Source organism: Streptomyces sp. NPDC039424 (assembly GCF_055639495.1).
On the sequence record NZ_JBVKAI010000023.1, the window covers coordinates 89,204 to 109,605 of the forward strand.

The following is a 20,402-nucleotide window of genomic DNA, read 5'->3' on the forward strand; positions in this document are numbered from 1 at the left end:
GTCTGGAAGAACCCCAGATCATCGTTGTGGATCGTCCCCAACGACACCAACACCAACGGCCGTTCACCACCCGCCCGCCGACTCCACACCCCGTCGAACCGGCGCTCCGACCAGCAAGGCCCCACGAAGTGGAAGTCCTCCCCGAACGTCTCACCCCGGAACTGGAACTCACGCGGGATGAACACCAGTGCCGGACCCGACTCGCTGCTCCCGAAGAACTCCTGGGCGCTCAGGCCCACTCCGAGGTCCGCCAGCATGCTGGCGATCTCCCCGTAGACGGCGTTCAGTCCGGCGTGCTCCGGTTCGAAGGTCGCGTACTCCCCGTCCGTCCCGAGCGACCAGTGCTCGTTCGCGGCCAGCGTGGGGATGCTCCGCACGGCGGGTATCCCCCAGCTGTGCGCGAGGAGGCGGCCCGTCCACCCGGACAGTCCGTCGTGGACCAGCACGTCCGGACGGTCACCGGCGAACGCCTCGGCGAGCGTCGGGTACACCGCCTCGGTCTCCCGCACCAGGCCCCGCAGCACCTGCACGAAGTCGCCCGTGGTGAACCGGTCGACGCTCTCCAGGTCGTTCATCGCGTTCCGGGTCTGCCGCATGGTCGACTCGTACGGCACCAGCGTGGCGCCGGCCTCCTCGACCTCCGCGCCCTGGCGTGCGGTGACCGCGTAGCTGACGCGATGGCCGCGCGCCACGAGTTCCGCGACGATCCCCGCCGTCGGATTGACGTGACCGGTTCCAGGAATGTTGAAGAAGGCGATATGGGACATCGAACCACCTGTGTTTTCCGGGCGGGCAGAACTGTCATCGGACCGGCAACGTAGCAAAGAATTCTGCCCGTTCGGTATGCGCGGGCTGCGTCCATTGCCGTGAGAGCGGGATGGTGAGCCCGCGTCTCACACCCGGGTGGGAGACGGACGGATTACCTCCTACTGGTGCGGGGAGCGAGAAACCAGCGGGCCGGCGGAAGAATTCGGGGTGCTCCCCCGGAGAACATGGCGACCGCCGCCCGGACTTCGGTCGGCCCGCGGATGCATTCCCCATCCGTCGGAATATCCCTTGTCGAAGGAGGCACCATGCCCGTCGCCGACCTGCTGGCCGATGACCTGCTGGAGCTGGACGCCCTGACCGAGGACGAGCTCCTCACCGTCGAGGCGGACGAGAACGAGGCACAGGCCATCCTGTGCGCCTGCTGCTGCTCCTGGTGCGGTTGCTGAGCATCGGCCTGATGCGTGTCCCCCGGGAGGCCCTGCCTCCCGGGGGACGGCTGGACGCTGTCGCCCAGGAGACCGGAGTGTGCGATGACAGGTGATGTGCGCGATGACAAGTGAAGAGAACTGGGGTATGCCGCCCATCCCGATTCCTCCTCTCGGGGTGAAACGCCTTCTCCTGGTCGGCACCGGCTCTTCGAATGCCGCTTTCCTTCCGCTGTGGGTCAACTGGTTCCAGGTCAGTTATCCGCAGGTGGAACTGCGTATCGTCCTCACGCGTTCCGCGCAGCGTTTCGTGACCCGGGAGGGCCTTTCGGTTCTCACCAACCGACTGGTTTTCGAGGACTCCTGGTCCGAGGAGCCGCAGACCCGGAAACTCCATGTGGAGCTGGCGAGCTGGCCGGATGCGATCGCCGTATATCCGGCGGGCCTGCACTTCATCGCCCGCCTCGCCCAGGGCCTCGCCGACACTCCGGTGACGATGGCGCTGCAATGCACCAAGGCGCCGATCGCGCTGGCCGCCGCGCTGCCCCCGGGAGGCTGGGAGAGCGCGGCGATGACGGACCACCGGGCGCGGCTGGCGCAGCGCGCCAATGTCGTGCTGCGCCCGCCGGTGAGGGGGCTGAGCATGACGACCGGACGCCAGGACGGCAACCAGCCGGACACCCTCCCGAACCTCCTCGGGAGCCTGGAGGACCTCCGCGCCCGGCACGAGGCGGTGAGCGGTGCGGGCTCCCGCTGAGCTGCGAGCGGCGGCCCCGCACGTGGCGGTCTGCACGGCCGCCGCGTACAGCCACATCGGCCCGCTGCTGGGCACGGTGGCCGAGCTGGTACGGCGCGGTGTCCACGTCAGTTACGCCACGACCGAGCAGTTCGCGCCGCTGGTGAAGTCCGTCGGTGCCACGCCCGTGCCGGTTCGCTCCTCGCTCCCCGCGGACCCGGCCGACTGGCCCACGGACATCCGCCGGCTGCCGCTGCTCTACCTCGACGACGCCCGCGCCGCACTGCCCCAGCTGACGGCGGCCTTCGCGCAGAACCGCCCCGACCTCGTCCTGACCGAGGACCCTGCGGGCGCGGGCAGCGTCCTCGCCGCCCGGTGGGGCATCCCGTCGATGCAGGTCTGGACGTACCTGGCGGCATCTCACCACTGGTCCCTGGCCCCGCCCGGGACGCCCGAGGCGAACCCCGTGGCGCCCGAATTCCTGTCTCGGCTGGCGGAGTTCCTAGTGGCGGAGGGCGTACGGACCACGCCGCGGGACCACTTGACCACGGCGCTGTCGGGTGGGCTGGTTCTCATACCCCGTTCTTTCCAGCCGGACGGCGACACCTTCGGCGAGGAGTACGCCTTCGTGGGCCCGACGCCGGCCCCCGAACCGGCGGACTGGACCCCGCCCGACGCGGACACCCCCGTCGCCCTGGTCTCCCTCGGTTCGATCGACCACGCCCACCCGGAGTTCTTCGCGACGGCCGCCGAAGCGTTCACCGATCTCCCCTGGCACGTCGTGATGGCAACCGGCGACTGCCGCGACCTGCCCCCGCTTCCGGCGAACGTCGAGGCGCGTTCCTGGGTGCCCAACAGGGCCGTACTGCGCCATGCCGCCCTGACGATCCACCACGGCGGGATGGCCACCACGATGGAGGCACTCCAGCACGGCGTGCCGTCTTTGGTGGTGCCCCGGCTGCCCGAACAGGCCGGCACCGCACGGCGCGTGCGTGAGCTGGGGCTGGGCACGGCGATCCCGTTCCGCTCGGTCACGCCGGCGGCCCTGCGCACCACGGCACTGCGCCTGCACACGCACGACGGCGTCCGCCGGCGGGTGGCCGCGATGCGCGAGGAGATCCGCCGCGCGGGCGGCGCCCCCGCCGCGGCCGATGCCGTCCTGCGTCGCCTCGCTCCCGTATGAGCGCCGAAGTGATCGGCGACGGATTCATCGCCCGCTACCTCCGCCGCCACCCGCTTCCGCACCACCGGGTGACCGTGCTGGCCGCGGGAGTCTCCAGAACCTCGGAGACCGCGTCGGAGCAGTTCGCCCGCGAGGCACGGCTGGTGACGGCCACCGTCCGCCGCTGCCGGGAGCAGCGCCGGCTGCTGGTCCTGCTGTCCACAGCGGCCACCGGCCTGTACGGCAGACAGGGCGAGGGTCACGAGAGCGCGCGGATCACCCCGCTGACGCCTTACGGCCATCACAAGCTGGCGATGGAACGACTGGTCACCGCCTCCGGCGCCACCGCGCTGATCCTGCGCCTGAGTCATCTGGTCGGCCCGGACCAGAACCCGGCCCAGCTCATCCCGTCGCTGGTGCGTCAGATCCGCTCGGGCACGGTCACCGTCCACCACGGGGCGCGCCGGGACCTGCTGGACGTACGGCACTTCGCCACGGTGCTTAACCGGCTGCTGGACCTCGGGGTGCACGGCCGTACCGTCAATGTGGCCTCGGGGTTCTCCTACTCGGCCGAGGAGATCGTCACCACCCTCGAGGCGGCCCTGGGCACGCGGGTGCACCGGATCCCGCACCAGGTGCCGCCCGAGTCCCTGCGGATCTCCACCGGCCGGATGCGGGCCTACGTCCCCGAGGCCGCGCATTTCGGCTTCGGCCCCGCCTACCTGGACGGCCTCATCGCGCGCTACGCGCCAGCCACGGTGTGAGGTTGAGGTCCACGATCAGTTCCTTGTAGGTCTCGTCCCCCGGGAGCGGCACGATGAGCCACTGGCCGGGCGGGAACAGCCGGCCCTTGGTCCGGGCGAGCCCGCCGTAGACGGATCGCAGGAACCCGGGCACGGAGTCCCGCGGCACATCGTTGAACTCCACCCCGTCGACGGTGATCCGCGCGTCGTCCTCGGGGAAGAGCCGGACGCTGACGGAGGGCGACCCGGCCAGCTCCACGAATGCCTCGTGCGGCAGCGAGCCGTCAGGGTCGAACACGGTGAACAGTTCGGCCGAGGTGCGGCGAGAGGTCTGGTCGGCACCGATGTCGTCGGTGACGGTCATGCTCACCCCGAACTCCACCGCGAGGTCACGAATCGCTGCGACAGCGGACTCAGTGGTCGGCAGATGTGCTCTCTCCATGCCACCGATCATGCCCGACGGACCCCGCAGAGGTCTAGACAACGCTCCCCGAATCTCCTGACCTGAATCGAGGGTTGGGCAGCGGCGCTACCGCCCGGCGCAGAAGCTTCCCCCACGCGAAGATCACACCGCCGGCCCACGTCCGCCCTCCGCTACGGCCTCGGCGGTGTGCCGTTGCCGCCACTTCACCCACCCCACCAGGTGCCCCCGTCACATGCGCCCCAGCTCAGTCACGTCACTCATCCGGAGGACGCCGAGCCGCGCCAGCCCGCCTGTGGCAAACTCGGGCCGCCCGCCTTCCCCCGCGACCGCACCCCGCCGCGAGCCATCCCCACCCTCGCGGCGGAGGCGGGACCCTCGGCATCAGCGTCGGCCTGGACGGCCCAGAATTCCCTGCCACCTGCCGTCCCCGCAGAGCCTGTCGAAGGGGGGCGTCGAGAACTCCATGATCTTGGAAGCCGTGCCTGCTCCCGTTCCAGTAACCCGACAAACCGTCAGGAACCGGACGCCACACGAAACACCGAAGCCCTGCCCTGCCAACGGGCAAGATCACGATCTGCAGCAGGAGTACTACGAAGTGAAGCCGACTCCCCGTTCGGCGAATATCCTCATCGCCTCACCCAGGAATTCCACCATCCTGGGATGGTAGGAGTTGTGAAACTCCCTCATGGCGTCGTCCTCCGCATAGAAGAGTGCCATGCCGAAGTACGCTTGCCTGCTGGGGGCGTAAAACCGGCAGGCTATGTCGAAATGCCGACCGACGAGCTCCTGGATGTGGGGATCCCCGGGCAGGGAGCCGTCCAGGCAGGCCGCGATCTCCCGGTACAGCACGTCCCAGTCCTGGTGGACCTGAGGCCTGTCAACGTGCTCCCAGTTGTTGGTCTCGGAAAGGCTCTTCGCCTGCTCTTCGGCCAACGACCGACGACACTCTTCCTCGTACTGATTCCCCATGGCGCCAATTCTCTTGTCCGGCTGTTGATCCAGGCGGAACAGTGACACAGGCCCACCGGCTCGGCAACCTATTTGATTGAGCGGCTGTGTCGATTCGTCAAGGGCAGCCAGAAGAGTCTCCGCATGCAGCTCAAGTCGCTTCCCTGGCGGGACATTCCGCTCCTGGGTCGGACGAAGGAACCGGCCACGGGCGCTGCGAGATCCGCCGGATCAAGGTCGCCACCGTGGGCAGCCTGCTGTTCCCCGGCGCCCGCCAGGCCATCCAGATCAAGCGCCGCCGCACCGACCGCAAGACCGGAAAGGTCACCATCAATACCGTCTACGCGGTCACTAGCATCGCGCTTTCACGAGCGTGGCCGTCCGATGTGTGATCAAAGAAGTGAGGAGTGCCGCTGACCTGGGTCGATGGGACGGGTCTAGAGTCTTGTCGTCGTCAAGAAAGCTGCACTCCTTGGGTGAAGACGCGCACGGGGTCCTACTCGCATGTGCGGGTGCAGGGCGGAGGGTGCGGGTGGCCGGTGCCCCGGTCGGGAGAACCCTCTGCCCAGGGCCACCCTTCGTAGCGGGTGGCCAGGGTCCGTACCGTCTCGGCGGAGGAGGCGGTGGAGATGATTGCAGGCTCGGGCCGGTCACCGCGCATCTCGGTCGCGTTCACAGTGTCGTGGAGGATCACGGCGAGCCTCCCCTCCCTGCTGGCACCGAGCCGGATGCGCTGAACGATCGGCGGCTGGTGGCCCGTCGAGGTGAACACCTGCTTGCGGCTGAGCACGAGTTTGACGGGGCGTCGGACCACCCTGGCCGCGTGCGCGGCGAGCAGGGAGTGCCCCCACACGTCGGTCTTGTTGCCGAATGCCCCGCCGACCAGCGGGGACAGCACCCGGACGCGTTCCGACGGCAGCCCGAACACGGCGGCCACGACCTCCCGGTGGCCGTGCACGCCCTGGCTGCAGTCGTGCAGCGTGAGCGTGCCGCCCGACCATTCGGCGACCACGGCGCCCGGCTCCAGCGGCACGTGGCTGAAGTGCGGCACCCGATAGGTGGAGTCGGTACGCACGTCCGCGCCGGCCAGCGCCGCTTGCGGGTCGGCGCCGGGCGGGAGCACCAGGTGCTGCGGCCATGGCGGGCGGATGAGACGTCCGCTCGCGGTGTAGGCGTCGGGCAATGCCTCGTCGAGTGTGGGCACGGACGCGTCCACCTCGTAGTCGATGTCCACGAGCGACGCCGCGTGCAGGGACTGCTCCAGGCTCTTGGCGACGACGATCGCGAGGTGCTGCCCGTAGTAGGTGATCTTGTCGTCGGCGAGCGGGAAGCAATTCTCCAGGTAACCGGTGTCGGCCATCGTGGCCGAGGCCGAGCGATCGCGTCCCTGATGTTGCAGTAGGCCGCGCACCGGCACAGGTTGCCGCTCATGGCTTCGGGGATGCGGTCCTCGGTGATCCCCGGCTGCTCTTCGAGCAGCGCGACAGCCGACATGATCTGCCCGGAGGTGCAGAAGCCGCGCTGGAACGCGTCGTGGTCAATGAAGGCCTGCTGCACCGAGTGCAGGCGGTCGCCGTCAGAGACGCCTTCGACGGTGGTGATCTCCTGCCCGTCGTGCAGGACCGCGAAGGTGAGGCACGACAGGACCCGCCGTCCGTCGAGCAGCACGGTGCACGCTCCGCACGCCCCCTGGTTGCACCCCTTCTTGGGGCCGGTGACGCCGACCTCGTCGCGCGGAGTGTCGAGGAGGCTGCTGCGCGGGCCGACAGCGAGCTTCAGGCGCTCGCCGTTGACGGTGAGGGAGAGCTGTCGCGTCGTTTCGGGGGCCTCGGTGGCCTCCGCCGACGTCGCGGACAGGTACGTACCGGCCGCGACGGCGGCTCCAACGGTCAGCCCACCGGCCACCACGGTGCGGCGACCGGGGTGAGGGGACACCTCGTCCGGCATGGAGTGCCCTGCCTTTCTGATCGGGCCTTCAGCCTGCGTCTCGGTCGTCCCGGGTACATCTGTCACTTCGACTGGTCTCGTCAAGTCAGGGTCCATTTCTGGTTTGCCTGGCCGTTGCAGGTCCACAGGATCAGCCGGGTGCCGTTGGCGGTTGCCGCGCCAGAGGCGTCCAGGCACAGGCCCGAGAGGTCGTTGGTGATGGTGCCGCCGGAATTGACCGTCCACTTCTGGCTGGTGCCTCCTGTGCAGTCCCCGATGACGGCCTTGGTGCCGTTGCCGTCGGCATCGAGGCACTTGTTGCCGTACACGACGAGTTCACCGCGCGAGGTGTGGGTGAAGGTCTGGTTGCGTCCGCCGGAGCAGTCCCAGAGTTGCGCCTGGGTGGCGTTGACGTAGGTGTTCTTCTCGATGTCCAGGCAGCGGTCGGACGCGGAGCCGACAAGGGCGGTGCCATCGGTGCCGGGGATGCCCTGGACGCGGAGGGCGTCGATGTCGGGTGCGGTGCTGCCGGAGATCGCGGCGAACTTCACGGTGTTCGCGCCCTTGGCCAGATGCGCGAGCACGGAGACGGTCCGGTAGGTGGTGACCGAGCCGGTCGGCGGGAAGGCCACGACGTACTTGTACTGGCCGTTGACCTGGATGGTGGCCTTACGGGCGGTGCTTCCGCCGTTGTCGTAGGTGATGTCGACGAGCTTGGTGCCCGCTGCGGAGGCGGTGACATTCCTGAACGTCGGGGTGGTGGCGGTGGTGGTGTCCTCGTAGGTCGAGCCGGAGGCCTCGGTGCCGGAGACGGTCAGCAGGACCGCGTCGTTCGCGGGGACGGAAGTGGTGTAGCCGGTGGCGAAGGAACCGGCGTCGGTGCGGGTCCAGGCGTTGCGCACAGAAGCGGACGCCGACGTCAGACCGAGTTCGGCCCAGCGGACGGTGATGTCCGCGGCGGAGCCGGTGCGGTTGAACAGCATCACCGCGCGCTTGCCGGCGCCGGAGAGCACCTTGCCGTACACCTGCAGGCCCCGTGTGGCCTCGGCGACCTTGACGCCCTGCAGACCGCGCGGGTCCTGGTTGACTGCGAGGACTTCGGGGTTGGTGAGGATGTCGCGGGTCTCCGTGCTCATCGTGGCCACGTTGTTGCCGGCCAGCAGCGGGGCGCCGGCGATCGACCACAGGCTCATGTGCAGCCGGTTGCGGGCGGCGGTCATTCCGTTCACGCCGACCGTCAGCATGTCGGGGTCGTTGTAGTACCCGGTGTGCTGGGCCGCGGGCTGCAGAGCCTCGTCGAAGTTGTGGTACATCTTCGTCAGGCTCGCAGACTCCTTGGGCTGGAGGAGATCGTGGCTGGTGCGCCAAAGGTCTCCGTAGCCCGTGGCCCAGTTCCAGGGCCGTCCGGTGCCCCACTCGCAGAACGACAGCACCAGCTTGCGGCCGGTCACGGCCGAGGCGGCCTCGTTGGCGGCGGCGATCTGCTTGTACTGGGTCTCCTGGTCCAGGCCCTCCTCCTTGCCGCCGCACCAGTCGATCTTCACGTAGTCGAAGCCCCAGCGTTGGAAGGTCTCCAGGTCCTGCTGGTAGCGGCCCTCCATACCGGTGTTGGGCGCCGCGGGCCGGGTGGTGGGCCAGTAGTAGCCGCAGCCGTTCTTGCCCGCGTCGGTGTAGATGCCGGCCTTCAGGCCCTTGCCGTGGATGTAGTCGGCGATGGCCTTCATACCGCCGGGCCACAGGTTCTCGTCGACGACGATGTTGCCGTTCGCGTCGCGTTGGCCCTGCCACCAGCCGTCATCGAGGTTGACGTACTCGTAGCCGGCGGCGGCCATACCCGAGGAGACCAGGGCGTCGGCCTGCTGCTTGATCACGTTGTGGTCGATGCTGCTGAGGAAGCCGTTCCACGACGCCCAGCCCATGGGCGGTGGAGTGACATCGTTCTGATGGGTGCTCACGGCAGCCGGTTCGGCGGACAGGGGCGACGAAGTCTCCGGCCGGTCGAGGGACGCCAGGCCGGCGACGGCGAGTCCGGCGGCGAGCGCCTGGGCGATGACGCGCCTGGTCCAACTACATGCAGCGGTTCGGAACATGCGGCACTCCAGGGAAGGAAAGGCTGACACGGTGCTACGGCGTGAGCTGGGCGAGGTTCACCGCGTTGGCCATCGCCTGATAGCCGGCGTCGTTGGGGTGCAGGTTGTCGCCGCTGTCGTAGGCGTCGTTGAGGGCCCGAGCATTGCGTGGGTCCTGCATTGCCTTGTCGAAGTCGATGACGCCGTCGAAGGCGCCGCTGGTGCGGATCCATTGGTTGACGGCTTGGCGGACCTTCTCGCCGTCAGGCGTGTAGTAGCCGGCGCCCTCGTAGGGCAGGATCGTCCCGCCGATGATCTTCACGCCGACGGCGTGGGCTTTGTCGATCACCTTGCGCATGCCGTTCTCGAGGTCCGTGGCGGTCAGAGGGGTGGATCCGTTGGAGCCGAGGTTGCCGCCGATGTCGTTGATGCCCTCCAGCAGGATCACGCTCTTGACGTTGGGCTGGCCGAGCACGTCGTGGTCGAATCGGGTCTGGAGGCTGGGGTTGTTGCCGTTGACGTCTGTCAGTACGCGGTTGGAGCCGATGCCGGCGTCCACGACGCCGAGGGTGGGGCCGCCGGGGGCGGAGTTCATGCGCTGGGCGAGGTAGTCGGGCCAGCGGCGGTTGGCGCCCCAAGTGGAACCGACGCCGTCGGTGATGGAGTCCCCGACGCACACCAGTGTTCCGGTGGCGGTCGAGGAGGTGACGTCCAGGCCTTCGAGGAAGAACCAGGACCACTTCTTGGTCGGGTAGTTGCCGAGGCCGTCGTCGGTGACGTGGTTGCCGACGGTGGAGACCCAAGCATCCTGCTGTGCCTCTGCGTGCCAGGTGGTGCCGGCGGGCGTGCCCGGCAGGTGGAGGCTCACGAGCTGGTCTGTGTTCGCGGCCACGTCCATCGGGATCGGATCGCTGGCGACGTCCTGCCCGGCGGGGATGGTGACGGAGGCGCTGCCGTTGAAGGTGACGGTGTGATGGGTGCCGGGGACGGCGGTGCCGGGGGTGCTGCCTTCCCGGGCGAGGTCGACGGCGTCGATGGTCAGCGGTGAGGTGCCGTAGCGGTTGCTCAGTCGGACACGGAGCTTGGATCCTGCGACAGTGGTGTGAGCGACCATGCGGATGCTCTGGTTGGTGAAGGAGGGTCCGTTGGACATCAGGCCGGCGGTGTAAGTGCCGACCCGTGTGAGCGGAGTGAGAACCGGTGTGAGGGTCCAGTGCTGGTTGGCGCCGCCATTGGACGGCCACTGGATGATCGCGTTGCCCTCTTTGTCCAACGACTCTTTGTTGTCGACGAGCAGGCCGCTTGCGGCGTTGGCAAGGGTGTAGGCGCCGCCGCCGACGGACTCGATCTTCCATTGCTGGTTGCCGGAGCCGTTGCAGGTGTTCTGGACGAGCTGCGGAACGGATCTCTGCGGGTCGGGAACGTCCAGACACAGGCCGCTGTTGGCGCTCCTGACGGTATAGGCGCCGGAGCTGGTCCGGGTCAGCAACCATTGCTGGTGGGCCTCGTCTTTCGACGGCCACTGAACGACGGGTGCGCCGGGGGCGGTCGAGCCGTATCTGACGTCCATCAGTTGGCCGCTCGCGGCGTTCGTCAGGGTGTAGACGGTGCCGGAAGCGGGTGCTGCCGAGGCCGCGTGGGCCGTAGCGCCGGCCCCGGTCAGGGCGCAGGCCACAAGGCCCAGGCCGACCGGGACCGCGAGATGTCTGGTTATTCGCATGAGAGCCTCTTTCTTGAGTGTTCATCCGGCCCGGAGCAGGCACAGCGGCCGCGCGGCCTCCTGGGCCATCGCGGCGCGTCCGGGGGCGAGGTATTTGCGGGTGTCGACCTCGGCGGGGTGGTCGACGAGGTGGCTGCGGAGCGCGCCGGTGCACACCTGGTCGAGGTGGGTGGCGATGTTCACCTTGGTCATCCCGGCTGCCACCGCTTCGGCGAGGTCGACGTCACCGACCCCGCAGGAGCCGTGCAGGACCAGCGATACGGGTACTGCGGCGCGGAGCCGGGCGATGAGGTCGAAGTCCAGTGAGGCCGTGCGTTGCACCATCGCGTGCGAGGTGCCGACGTCGACGGCGAGGGCATCGACACCGGTCGCCTTGACGAACGACGCGGCTTCGTCGGGATCGGTGCGCACCCCGGGGGCGTGTGCGCCGTCCTCGCCGCCGACCTCACCGAGTTCGGCTTCCACCCAGACCCCGTGCTCATGGCAGTACGAGGTCACCTCGCGGGTGAGCCGTACGTTGTCCTCGACGGCGAGCTTGGACGCGTCGAACATCACCGAGACGAACCCAACGACACCGCTTCCCTTACCAGGTTGACGGACTCGGCGTGGTCGAGGTGCACGGCAACAGGGGCCGCCGAGCGACGGTGTGAACGCATCCGTCTGCCCCTGCGCGGCGGACTCGCGCAGCGTCGCGTACGACTGGGCCATGAACCACGATGTCCCCCAACCGACGACCGCGACCCGCTCGCCGGCCCGAGGCAGCACGCTGTCGTACTCACCGAGCAGGGACGAGGCGCGCAGCCGGCACTCCGGCCGACTGGAGATCTCTTCGGCAACGTGGCTCATCAGCATTCCTCATTCCGAGTGGATTCCGAGACGGATTTGCCGTCGGCGGCGGCTGAGTAGAGGCGGGTGAGGTGGACTGCCCAACGGCCCCCGGAGAGCCGCGCGATGATGCCGAGCCCTCGGCCGCCGTCCAGCAGGGCCCCAAGCTGGTCCGGGACTGCTCCGCGGCGAGTCGGGCGGCGACGACGTCGAACTCGTCGCCGGTGTCCGCGATTTCGATGACCAGCGGGAACCCTTCGTGGGAGATGATCCGCAGCTCGCAGGGTCCGGGTGCGTGGATGGCGGCGTTCGTGGTTGCCTCGCAGGCCATGGCGGCCAGGTCTTTCCAGCAAACCAGGATCGTCGATGTGTTCGGCGAGCTGATCGAGTACGGTCTGACGGGCGTACCGGACCGGGTTGGGTACGCCGGAGTCGGGGGCGTTCACCGTGATCGGGGACTGATCATGTCGCACGTCCTCCTCGGGACGGAATGGGCCGTGTCGCGCGAGCCGATCGCACCGTGATCCGGAAGGGGGCGAGCAGATCTGATGGCGTCGGCGCTGGCCACATGGGCAGAGGATCGGCAGGGTGGATGAGGCTGTCGGAGGTGGCGAGGTGGGACGGAGATCCCTTGGATGGCAAGGGATCTCCGTCCCACCTTCCTAGCCGGGGAGCTTCCACTTCTCGTTGTTGCCGCCGTTGCAGGTCCAGATCACAAGCTCGACAGGGCTGGTGCCGCCACCCGGGACGTCCAGGCATCGCCCGGACTGCGTGCCGCGCAGCGTGCCGTCGGCTTGCGGAGTCCACTTCTGGTTGTTTCCGCCGTTGCAGGGCCAGATGTGAACCTTGGTGCCGTTCTTCGTGGCCTGCTCAGGGACGTCCAGGCACTTGCCGCCGATCCTGACCGTGCCGTCGGCCGGGTTGTGGGTCCAGATCTGCGCGAAACTGTTGTTGCAGCTGTAGGTCTTCACCGGCGTGGCGTCAGCGGTGTTGCCTCCGGGGAGATCCAGACACATGCCGGAGATGCCCGAAGGGACGGGGCCGACACGGGCGGGGACCGGATCGGTCCCGGGCGTGACGGAGAAGGCGTCGAACTGCTGCGTCTTGTATCCGCCGCCGGTCGTCGCCGCGGCGGAGTCGACCGTGCCCAGACCGGCACGGCCGTGAGCGTAGGTCGAGTCGGTGACGCTGCCCAGCACCGTGCCGTCGACCCTGACGGTGAGGGTTGGGCCCTGCATGGTCAAGGCGACGGAGTGCCAGCGGTTCGTGCCGAGGGCCGCTGTGGTGCCGCTCTTCAGGGAGGTGAACTTCCACGCGGAGTCGCTCTTGAGGATCGACCAGGCACCCGTATCGCTCACCCGCAAGTGATACGCCTCCAGGCCGCCGTTGTTCCTGCCCTGCATGGTCACGCGGCCAAGGAGTTCCACCGCGCCGGGTTGTTCCAGCATCGCGTCCGCGCTGACCGTGTAGTTGCTCCACGAGTCGTCGCCCATGAAGGTGTACGGCGCGTAATACGACTCCCCGGTCCATCGGATCGGGGCGGCCGTGGCCATTTGACGCAGGCATGTGCCCCCGCGTGCGCCACCGCAGGACACGGTCTGGAAGGCACCGTTCATGTCCGTGAAGTACCTCGGAGACGAGGTGGCGCCCTTGGTCTCGAAGTCATTGGACTGCGGCAGGCTCAGCGACGAGGCCGCCGGTGATCCCGCCGTGCCCTTGCCCTGCCCGGTCGTCGTGCTCAGCGTGTAGACACGGCCGGGCTCCAGCGTCACGGTGTACCGGTCGTCGGAGGGGGTGACATCGGTGGTGTGCGCCAGGTTGTCAGCAGCGCTGTCCGAGTTGGTGTTGAGGTTCGTGGCCCACACGTGAATCCGACCAGTGGACAGGCCGCCGGTGACCCGGACATCCAAGGTCTGCGGGGCGGTGGCCTCCGTCGTCTCGATGATCGTGCTGTAGTCGTCACCGTCGGGCGCTCGCAGCGTCACATAGCTGCCGTGGGACCGGTCACCGCCCAGATAGCCACTGGCGGAATCCTGGTACCGCCACCCGATCTGCGCGAACTGTGTCGTGTGGGCCATGACCCACGTGGTCTTGCCGACGCGATAGTGGCCCGACCAGGGCTGGTTGGCCGACACCAGTCCATTGAAGGCGAAGTACGTGTTCGGATAGAGCGAGCCCACGAGCGGCCAGTTGTAGTACCCGGTCATCCGACCGTCGATGTAGTCCCGGTTGAGAGCCCGTGCCACCGGCGCGGCGCCCGCCTCGGTGTCCTGTGATCCGTTCTCGCTGGCCCACAGTGGCTTTCCGATGTTCTGCGCGGTGCTCGTGCTGTTACAGGTGGTGAACGGGGCGTTGTTGCCGATGGCCCCGCCGTTGCTGTAGCCGCACGGGTAATGCACGCCGATGACGTCCACCGCGTCCCGGAACGCCGCGTCCGCCTTCATGTCGTCGGCAACTGCCCAGGAGTCGGTGTCAGCCGCCACGACCTTGGTTGTGTAGCCCTTCGAGACCAGCGCCTTCTTGAGGTCGACGTACCACCAGGCCTTCCAGCCCCGCTCGTTCCAGCCGCCGAGAGAGTCGATGGTCAGGTTGTGCTGCTTCGCGCAGTCCATCCAGCCCATCAGGTAGTCGATCGTGTCGGAGGACCAGAAGTTCCCGTCGGGGATCCAGCCCGGCGCGCCCCAGGCAAGGCCGGCGAACTTGATCTTCGGATTGCGAGCCTTGGCCTCGCGGGCCAGCCACCACTCATAGCCGGCGTCGCAGTCCACATCGCCCTTGGTGTGCTCGTGGCTGGCTTCGGCGCCGTCGGTGGAGTTGGTGTCCCCTCCGATCTCAAGCTTGAGTGTCTGCAGCGAGGCGCCGACGCCAGGCTTGAAGAGGTAGTCCAGTATCTGGCTGCGCTGCGGCTCCGGGTAGTCGACCAGCAGGCGGCTGTTACCGCCGCCGCCGCTGATCGCCCCGATGCCGTCGAAGGTCCGGCCGCCGGACGTCCCGTCGACCGTGATGTTTGTCGTTGGGGCCGCCGCGGCCGGCGTCGGCGGAAGGGCGAGCAGTGAAAGGCAGACCACGAAGACTGCCAAGAGGGCACGAGGAACCGATCTGGGCATGGTGTCGCCTCTCGTGTCGGTGACGGTGAGGTACGCGAGCATGTCCGGGGAGCGCCCGACGCGAGGCCCGCCTCGCGTGCGGTGGTGCGCATAAATGCGTCGACCCAGGAGGTTCAGACCTTGGGCTGCGTGAACTGCTGGTTGGTGCCGGTACCGCAGGTGTACTGGATGAGGCGGACATCGTCGTTCTTGGAGCCGGCCGGGACGTCCAGGCACTTGCCGCTGTGTCGTGCAACCAGGCGGTAGTAGCCGTTGCCCTGGTCGTCGAACTTCCACTGCTGGTTCTGGCCGCTGCCGCAGCTGTACTGGTTCACGAAGGCCTCGTCTGCGGTGGACGCATTCTCGACGTCCAGGCACTTGCCGCTGTGCTGGGCGAGGATGCGGTAATAGCCGTCGCCTGCGCCCTCCAGACGCCACTGCTGGTTGAGGCCGTCGTTGCAGGTGAATTGGACGACGGGGGCTTTCTGGGTATCGGGGGCGTCGGCGGAGGAGTTGTGGTCGGCGGAGGAGTTGTCCTTGACGTCGACGCACTTGTTGCTGTGCCGGGCCACGAGGTTGTAGTAGGGACCGCCGCCCGCGCCCTTGACCGTCCCCGCCGCCGTGTCGATTTCGACCTGGGGGTACCAGGGCAGGTTCATGGTGGTCTTGGTCGGGAAGGTCAGCGGCAGCCAGACGTACGTGGATTCGTTGACCGGGCGCTTGCCCCTGATATCGGCGCCGGCCCACCGGTCGCCCATGTACAGGTACGAGGTGCCCGACGTGCCTTGGATGGGCAGGACGAACGTGGTCTGGGAGTCGTAGGCGATGTCGTTACCGACATCCTTCATCTCCGACCAACCGGTGCTGAGGCTGGTGGAGGTGGCGTACTTCTGCTGGTTGGGATTCCAGCCCTTGGTGCCGGAGGTCAACATGAAGTAGACACCGTCTCGCTTGAACAGCGCCGGGGACTCCCGATGTTGGCCCGGCCAGGGGTTGGCGACCAGGGCGACCTCTTCCTTCACCTTGTAGTTGGTGTCGTACCCGGTGAAGGCGGAGTTGAGCTTGTAGATGCGCAGGTCGGCGTTGTCCTTGGCGGCCGTGGCGTGGTAGGCGGTCTCATTGCCGTTCGCATCCTTGTCTACGAACAGCGTCATGTCCCGGGACTCGGTGCCGCTCGGCGGCCGGAAGCTGCTCTGATAGTCGTAGGGGCCCTCGATCGTGTCGGAGACGGCGACGGCGGCGCGGGACTGGAGGTAGTCCCTGGCATTCTCCTTGTGCATCCACATGACGAACTTCTTGGTGGTGCTGTTGTAGATCACCTTGGGACGCTCGATCTTGGCGGACTCCAGCTCGGGATCGCTCGCCTCGTTCAGGGCATCGCCCACCCACTCCCACGTCTTCAGGTCGGACGACTTGTAGACGGAGACGGCCTTGAACGTGTTGTCCGAGTGGCGGTTCTCCCCGAACCAGTAGTAGGAGCCATTGTGCTTGATCACCCCGCCACCGTGGGCGTCGACGGGGTCGCCATTGGTCCCGGTGAAATCGATGGGGTTGGTCAACGTGACCGGAACGGCATGGGCGGGCGGCCCGACCACCAGGAGTGCGAGCACGCTGGCACAGGCGGCCAGCCATGCCGTCAGCACACGTCTGAGCATCATTGCTCCTTCGTGAACGGGAGGGCGGCTTCGGGAAGGAGGTCGAACCCACCCTCGGGCGGCTCTTGGCCCCATTCGTCGATCCGCGCCGGGCCTGATCGAGAATGAGGGTTGGCCCCACCCCGGATCGGCGCTGACATGATGTGTGAGGGGGCCTAGATCGAGGGATTGGACGTCGGGTACGTCCGCTGTCGGCCTTCGGCCGAGTCCCGTTCAGCGGACTTCCCGGAGATGTTCAACGGCAGCTCGGCAGGAGCCTGGCGAGGCCGTCGCCGTGGCCGACGACGCCGTCATCGGCGCCCCGCCGGCGGCTACTGGTGCGGGACGGATGGGGTTCGTCGGCTGCGAGAGCGGCTCAGGTGAAACAGGGGATGCAGTTCGGGCAGACGGACAGCGTCCGGTCGGGGGCACTGGACCGCTGGATGTGGCCCACGGAAATGGGGGCGTCTGTCCAGCGGTTGCACCTGCAGCAGAGGTCGGCATTCATCTGTCCGGAGTCACCTGCTCTTGATCGGGTTTGGCGTCGTGGGGCGTTGGCGCTCGTGCTGGGAAGGGGTAACTGCCGCCCTGTGCGCAATACCGGCTCCAGAGGAATGGGGGGGTGGGAAGGCGGAAAGGGGCCGGCGGCGGCCGATGGTCAGCCTTGTTGGCGCCAAGGGTGAGGCCGCTGACGAACTGGCGCTGGAGCGCGAAGTACACGATCAGCGTGGGGATCGCGGTGAGCAGGGCGCGGGCGGCGATCAGGTTGGGGTCGGTGAAGTACGGGCCGGAGAGGTTGTGCAGGGCCGAGGCTGTCGATCCCCTCGGGGTCGCGGATGAACTTCTGCAGCGCGGGCTGCATCACCGTGGAGGTGAAGTCCGGGCGGCTGTCGTGGTCCATGAACTGCGTCAGGTGCTTGGCGCCGGAGATCATCCCGTACGCCTTCTTCTGCAGCGGGGTGTACGAAGAGGTGTCGGCCTTGTTGGAGGCGGCCACCACGCTGGAGTCGGCCTTGAGGCAGATCGCCTCGGCCTCTGTGCCACGACGGTGCCCAGCAGATACATGCCGGCCTTCTTCGACACCGGCGACTGCGCGGCGTCCTGCCAGGTACGGCCGACCGCGCCGTCCTGATGGTACGGGAGGAACTCGGCCCACAGGTCGAAGACCTTGCGCACCTTGGCGTCGGTCCAGGACGCCTTGCCCGCCATCAGCTCGACATGGAAGTAGTAGCCGTTCGTACGGAAGTTGATCTGGTCGAAGGTGCCGAGCGCGGGCCAGACGTCCTTGTCGCCGAAGGCGATCGGGACCAGCCCGTCCTTCTTCATCTGCTTGCACAGGGCGACCAGCTGGTCCCAGGTGGTGGGAACCTCGTAGCCCTTCTCCTTGAAGACGCTCTTTCGGTAGAAGAGCGCCCACGGGTACGTGTACAGCGGCAGGAAGTGGTACTTGCCGTCCTCGCCCTTGCTGAGCGCCTTCATGGCGTCCGGGAAGTTGCCCCCCGATCTTCTGCCACACCTCGTCGATCGGCGTGGCCAGCCCCTTGGCCGCGAAGAACTGCATGCGGTGCCCGGCGGACCAGTTGAACACGTCGTCCGGCGTGCCCTGCAGATACGAGTTGATCTGCTCCTGGAAGGTGTTGTGGTCCTTGGTGTTCACGTCGACCGTGATCCCGGACTGCTTCTCTAACGCCGCGTAGGTCTCGGCGAACGCCTTCTTCGGCACCGCGTCCGACGCGTGGGACCCGAGAGTCACGGTCTTCGGGTCGCTCGCCGTACCGCTGCCGCCACAGGCGCTCAGCAGGGCGATGCCGGCGCCCGGCGCAACGGCCCCGCCCATCCCCCGCATCAGCGTGCGGCCGTCGGGGCCAGGAGAGGAGAGACCGGAGGAAGAGAGCTGCATGACGACTCCTGGGGCAGGGCAGCGGCCATCGCGTTCCAGGCCGCAAGGACACACGATCGATCAGAAGTAAACGAGACCGAACAGCAAGCCTATGAGACCCGTTCGGCCTGCCGAACGTCAAGAGTCGCGCACGACCTTTGCGTGACCCCCGCGAAAACCGACAACCTGGCGAAATCGCTTTCCCCTGGCGCCCGTTGCCGGATTCCCGCAGGGCCGACGCGATGGGTGCGCTCCCGTGGCACGAGTGTGCGGTTCGAAATATCGAATGCCGTACAGCCCTTCGCGCAGTTCCGAGGAATTTTGAGAGACCTTCGTCCAACCCCTAGCCAAAGTCTTCGGCGGAGCCCTAACTTTCCGGCACCTGGCGCCATCTGAGCCATTTCACGCCGAGTCGCAAATGCAGTAGCCCCACTCCAGACAGGGACGTCAGCATGTCGGCAATGAGCAGCAACTGGGAACGTCAACCACTCCGGAAAGCCGTCGCAGGCCCGGCCTCCATCCGCAGGCAGGCCGGGTTGCGCAGCGACAACGGCCTTGGCAGCGAGCCCGGTTGGGTTGCTTCACTCTTGCGGTACGAACGTCCAAGCACCGCTGCTGGTCCGCGTCGGAGGCGGCACCGTCGAAACCACCTGGCACTCCGTCGGCTCGACCCACGCAACGCTTCGGGCTGAGTGAGCGGTTCGCCATGGCAGCATCAGGCGCAGAGAGCTGCATCTCGGCCGATGAGTGCGGCGCGTTCTACCTACCGCGCTGCGCAGCAGACATCGACCATGATCGCCTGTGCCGACTCCCGGACGCGGGTCAACGTCTGGGCCCATGCCGGACTGGGCCATTCGCAACGAGGTCACCAAGGCACCCAGTTCACCCGGACCGTGATCCTTGCGGCCCAGACGCAGGCGCACTGAGTGGGACTGCGGCGGCACCGGCTCCTTGGACTTGCCAACCGGCAATGGCAGCGCCACCACCCTGTCCACCGCCACCCAGGTCAGCCGTCGCGGTCGCCACCGCTCACCACGCGGCATCTCCGCGATGCCGACTTCGACGGCTTCGCCGTGAACTGACAGCCGCCGAGCAGAAGGCCGCCGGCACCCCCTCGACAGCCCCGAACTCGACCAAGTCGCCCCGGCCTCGGCACCTGGTCGACCACATCGATCCGCGGCCCGCGCAGAGCCGCGCGCACAGAAGGACAGGAGACGCACCGCATCCAGGACACCAGGCCCAGTGTCACTCCACCGCGCTCCGCCCCGCCGGTATCCGCTCCCGCGACATGGCGGCCAGCCTCCTGGCCGCACTGATCGCCGGTCCGATCAGTGTTCTGTCCGGGGCCTCATCGGCCGGCGCCGAGGAGGCGGTGCTGGACGCCGGCCAGTTCAAGGGCGTGAACTGGGCCAGGCCGGGAGACAACTTCGCCTTCGGTGCCGTCGTCCCCGAGGGGCTCAACGAATCGGACAGCAAGGAGACCGTCAGGGCCAAGGCCAACTCCATCCTCAGCGGGTTGCAGACAGCCACCGGCTCACATCGCCCAGGTCATCGTCGGCCACACCAACATCAACACCACCATGGGCTACAACGCCGTCTGTCCCACCGAGACCATCGAAGCCCACCGCGCCCTCGTCACCCGCCGCCGCACCCTGCGCCCCGCCGAGGAGTACCGCACCCCCACTGAAACCGAGTGGGAGGACTTCCTGGGCCACTTCGAACGCCGCAAGCTCTCGGTCGGCATTTGCGCCCGCGCCCACGGCACCGCCTGCATCCACGAGCACGCTTGCGTCAGATGCTCGCTCCTCCGACCTGACCCGGCCCAACGGGCGCGGCTTGGCGAGATCCGCGACAACTTGATCGCCCGAATCGCCGAAGCCGAGACGGAAGGCTCGCTCGGCGAGCTCGAACGTCTCCAGGTCGGCCTGGCTGGTGCCGAGGAGAAGCTCCGTCAGCTCGATCGGGGCCACGGGCAGCATACGGCCGTGGACCTTGGCATGCCTACAACGCGTGGCGGTCGATGAACCCACGAAGGTGGGCTGTCGCACGGCCCTCAA

General features: G+C 67.7%; 15 protein-coding genes and 4 pseudogenes. 7 read left to right on the forward strand and 12 right to left on the reverse strand.

What is annotated here, in order from left to right:
• A partial coding sequence (locus ACZ7L0_RS37425) for a glycosyltransferase (RefSeq protein WP_471247037.1) occupies positions 1–767 on the reverse strand: 767 nt, incomplete at its 3' end.
• Positions 768–1,073: 306 nt separating this feature from the next.
• On the opposite strand from ACZ7L0_RS37425, the gene ACZ7L0_RS37430 reads away from it, so the two are divergent.
• The 4 genes from ACZ7L0_RS37430 to ACZ7L0_RS37445 all read left to right on the forward strand — a co-directional run bounded on the left by ACZ7L0_RS37430 (position 1,074) and on the right by ACZ7L0_RS37445 (position 3,855).
• Positions 1,074–1,214, forward strand: coding sequence for a hypothetical protein (locus ACZ7L0_RS37430; RefSeq protein WP_015657133.1), 141 nt, complete (start codon positions 1,074–1,076; stop codon positions 1,212–1,214).
• Positions 1,215–1,371: 157 nt separating this feature from the next.
• Complete coding sequence (locus ACZ7L0_RS37435; protein WP_471247038.1) at positions 1,372–1,950, forward strand: flavoprotein; 579 nt, start codon at positions 1,372–1,374, stop codon at positions 1,948–1,950.
• Positions 1,934–3,112, forward strand: a complete 1,179-nt coding sequence (locus ACZ7L0_RS37440) for a macrolide family glycosyltransferase (protein ID WP_471247039.1) — start codon at positions 1,934–1,936, stop codon at positions 3,110–3,112. The genes ACZ7L0_RS37435 and ACZ7L0_RS37440 overlap by 17 nt, the downstream gene beginning before the upstream one ends.
• Positions 3,109–3,855: an NAD-dependent epimerase/dehydratase family protein gene (locus ACZ7L0_RS37445; protein WP_471247040.1), complete on the forward strand. Its 747-nt coding sequence runs from the start codon at positions 3,109–3,111 to the stop codon at positions 3,853–3,855. Before ACZ7L0_RS37440 ends, ACZ7L0_RS37445 begins: the two co-directional genes overlap by 4 nt.
• On the opposite strand, the gene ACZ7L0_RS37450 is transcribed toward ACZ7L0_RS37445, so the two are convergent.
• Entirely contained in the window at positions 3,824–4,276 is a 453-nt protein-coding gene (locus ACZ7L0_RS37450; protein ID WP_471247041.1) for a hypothetical protein, read from the reverse strand. The two genes, ACZ7L0_RS37445 and ACZ7L0_RS37450, sit on opposite strands and share 32 nt — an antisense overlap.
• A gap of 570 nt (positions 4,277–4,846) precedes the next feature.
• On the reverse strand, positions 4,847–5,227 hold the full coding sequence (locus tag ACZ7L0_RS37455) for a TipAS antibiotic-recognition domain-containing protein (RefSeq protein WP_471247042.1): 381 nt from the start codon (positions 5,225–5,227) through the stop codon (positions 4,847–4,849).
• Between the two features lie 224 nt (positions 5,228–5,451).
• On the opposite strand from ACZ7L0_RS37455, the gene ACZ7L0_RS37460 reads away from it, so the two are divergent.
• Entirely contained in the window at positions 5,452–5,598 is a 147-nt protein-coding gene (locus tag ACZ7L0_RS37460) for a hypothetical protein (RefSeq protein WP_471247043.1), read from the forward strand.
• A gap of 104 nt (positions 5,599–5,702) precedes the next feature.
• On the opposite strand, the gene ACZ7L0_RS37465 is transcribed toward ACZ7L0_RS37460, so the two are convergent.
• The 5 genes and pseudogenes from ACZ7L0_RS37465 to ACZ7L0_RS37485 form a co-directional block, all read right to left on the reverse strand.
• Positions 5,703–6,566, reverse strand: coding sequence for a xanthine dehydrogenase family protein molybdopterin-binding subunit (locus ACZ7L0_RS37465; protein WP_471247044.1), 864 nt, complete (start codon positions 6,564–6,566; stop codon positions 5,703–5,705).
• Between the two features lie 29 nt (positions 6,567–6,595).
• Positions 6,596–7,249 (reverse strand): annotated as a pseudogene (locus tag ACZ7L0_RS37470) ((2Fe-2S)-binding protein); the annotation flags it as partial.
• Positions 7,234–9,222: a ricin-type beta-trefoil lectin domain protein gene (locus ACZ7L0_RS37475; RefSeq protein ID WP_471247045.1), complete on the reverse strand. Its 1,989-nt coding sequence runs from the start codon at positions 9,220–9,222 to the stop codon at positions 7,234–7,236. The pseudogene ACZ7L0_RS37470 and the gene ACZ7L0_RS37475, both read right to left, overlap by 16 nt.
• Before the next feature lie 34 nt (positions 9,223–9,256).
• A complete protein-coding gene (locus tag ACZ7L0_RS37480; RefSeq protein WP_471247046.1) occupies positions 9,257–10,921 on the reverse strand; it encodes an RICIN domain-containing protein in 1,665 nt (554 codons plus the stop codon).
• A gap of 21 nt (positions 10,922–10,942) precedes the next feature.
• A pseudogene (locus tag ACZ7L0_RS37485) lies at positions 10,943–11,565 on the reverse strand (class II fructose-bisphosphate aldolase); the annotation flags it as partial.
• A gap of 480 nt (positions 11,566–12,045) precedes the next feature.
• Between ACZ7L0_RS37485 and ACZ7L0_RS37490 the strand changes: the two are divergent.
• Positions 12,046–12,270, forward strand: coding sequence for a hypothetical protein (locus tag ACZ7L0_RS37490; protein WP_471247047.1), 225 nt, complete (start codon positions 12,046–12,048; stop codon positions 12,268–12,270).
• A 138-nt stretch (positions 12,271–12,408) separates the two neighbouring features.
• Here the strand turns inward: ACZ7L0_RS37490 and ACZ7L0_RS37495 are convergent, their stop codons facing one another.
• The 4 genes and pseudogenes from ACZ7L0_RS37495 to ACZ7L0_RS37510 form a co-directional block, all read right to left on the reverse strand.
• Positions 12,409–14,826: a ricin-type beta-trefoil lectin domain protein gene (locus ACZ7L0_RS37495; RefSeq protein ID WP_471247048.1), complete on the reverse strand. Its 2,418-nt coding sequence runs from the start codon at positions 14,824–14,826 to the stop codon at positions 12,409–12,411.
• A gap of 140 nt (positions 14,827–14,966) precedes the next feature.
• Positions 14,967–16,487, reverse strand: coding sequence for an RICIN domain-containing protein (locus ACZ7L0_RS37500; protein ID WP_471247084.1), 1,521 nt, complete (start codon positions 16,485–16,487; stop codon positions 14,967–14,969).
• A gap of 642 nt (positions 16,488–17,129) precedes the next feature.
• Positions 17,130–17,276: pseudogene (locus ACZ7L0_RS37505) on the reverse strand (carbohydrate ABC transporter permease); the annotation flags it as partial.
• Positions 17,275–18,366, reverse strand: a pseudogene (locus tag ACZ7L0_RS37510) (ABC transporter substrate-binding protein); the annotation flags it as partial. The pseudogenes ACZ7L0_RS37505 and ACZ7L0_RS37510, both read right to left, overlap by 2 nt.
• A gap of 1,559 nt (positions 18,367–19,925) precedes the next feature.
• Here ACZ7L0_RS37510 and ACZ7L0_RS37515 point away from each other — a divergent pair.
• Positions 19,926–20,369 (forward strand): integrase, encoded by a 444-nt coding sequence (locus tag ACZ7L0_RS37515; protein WP_471247049.1) that lies wholly within the window; start codon positions 19,926–19,928, stop codon positions 20,367–20,369.
• The last annotated feature ends 33 nt before the right edge of the window (positions 20,370–20,402 follow it).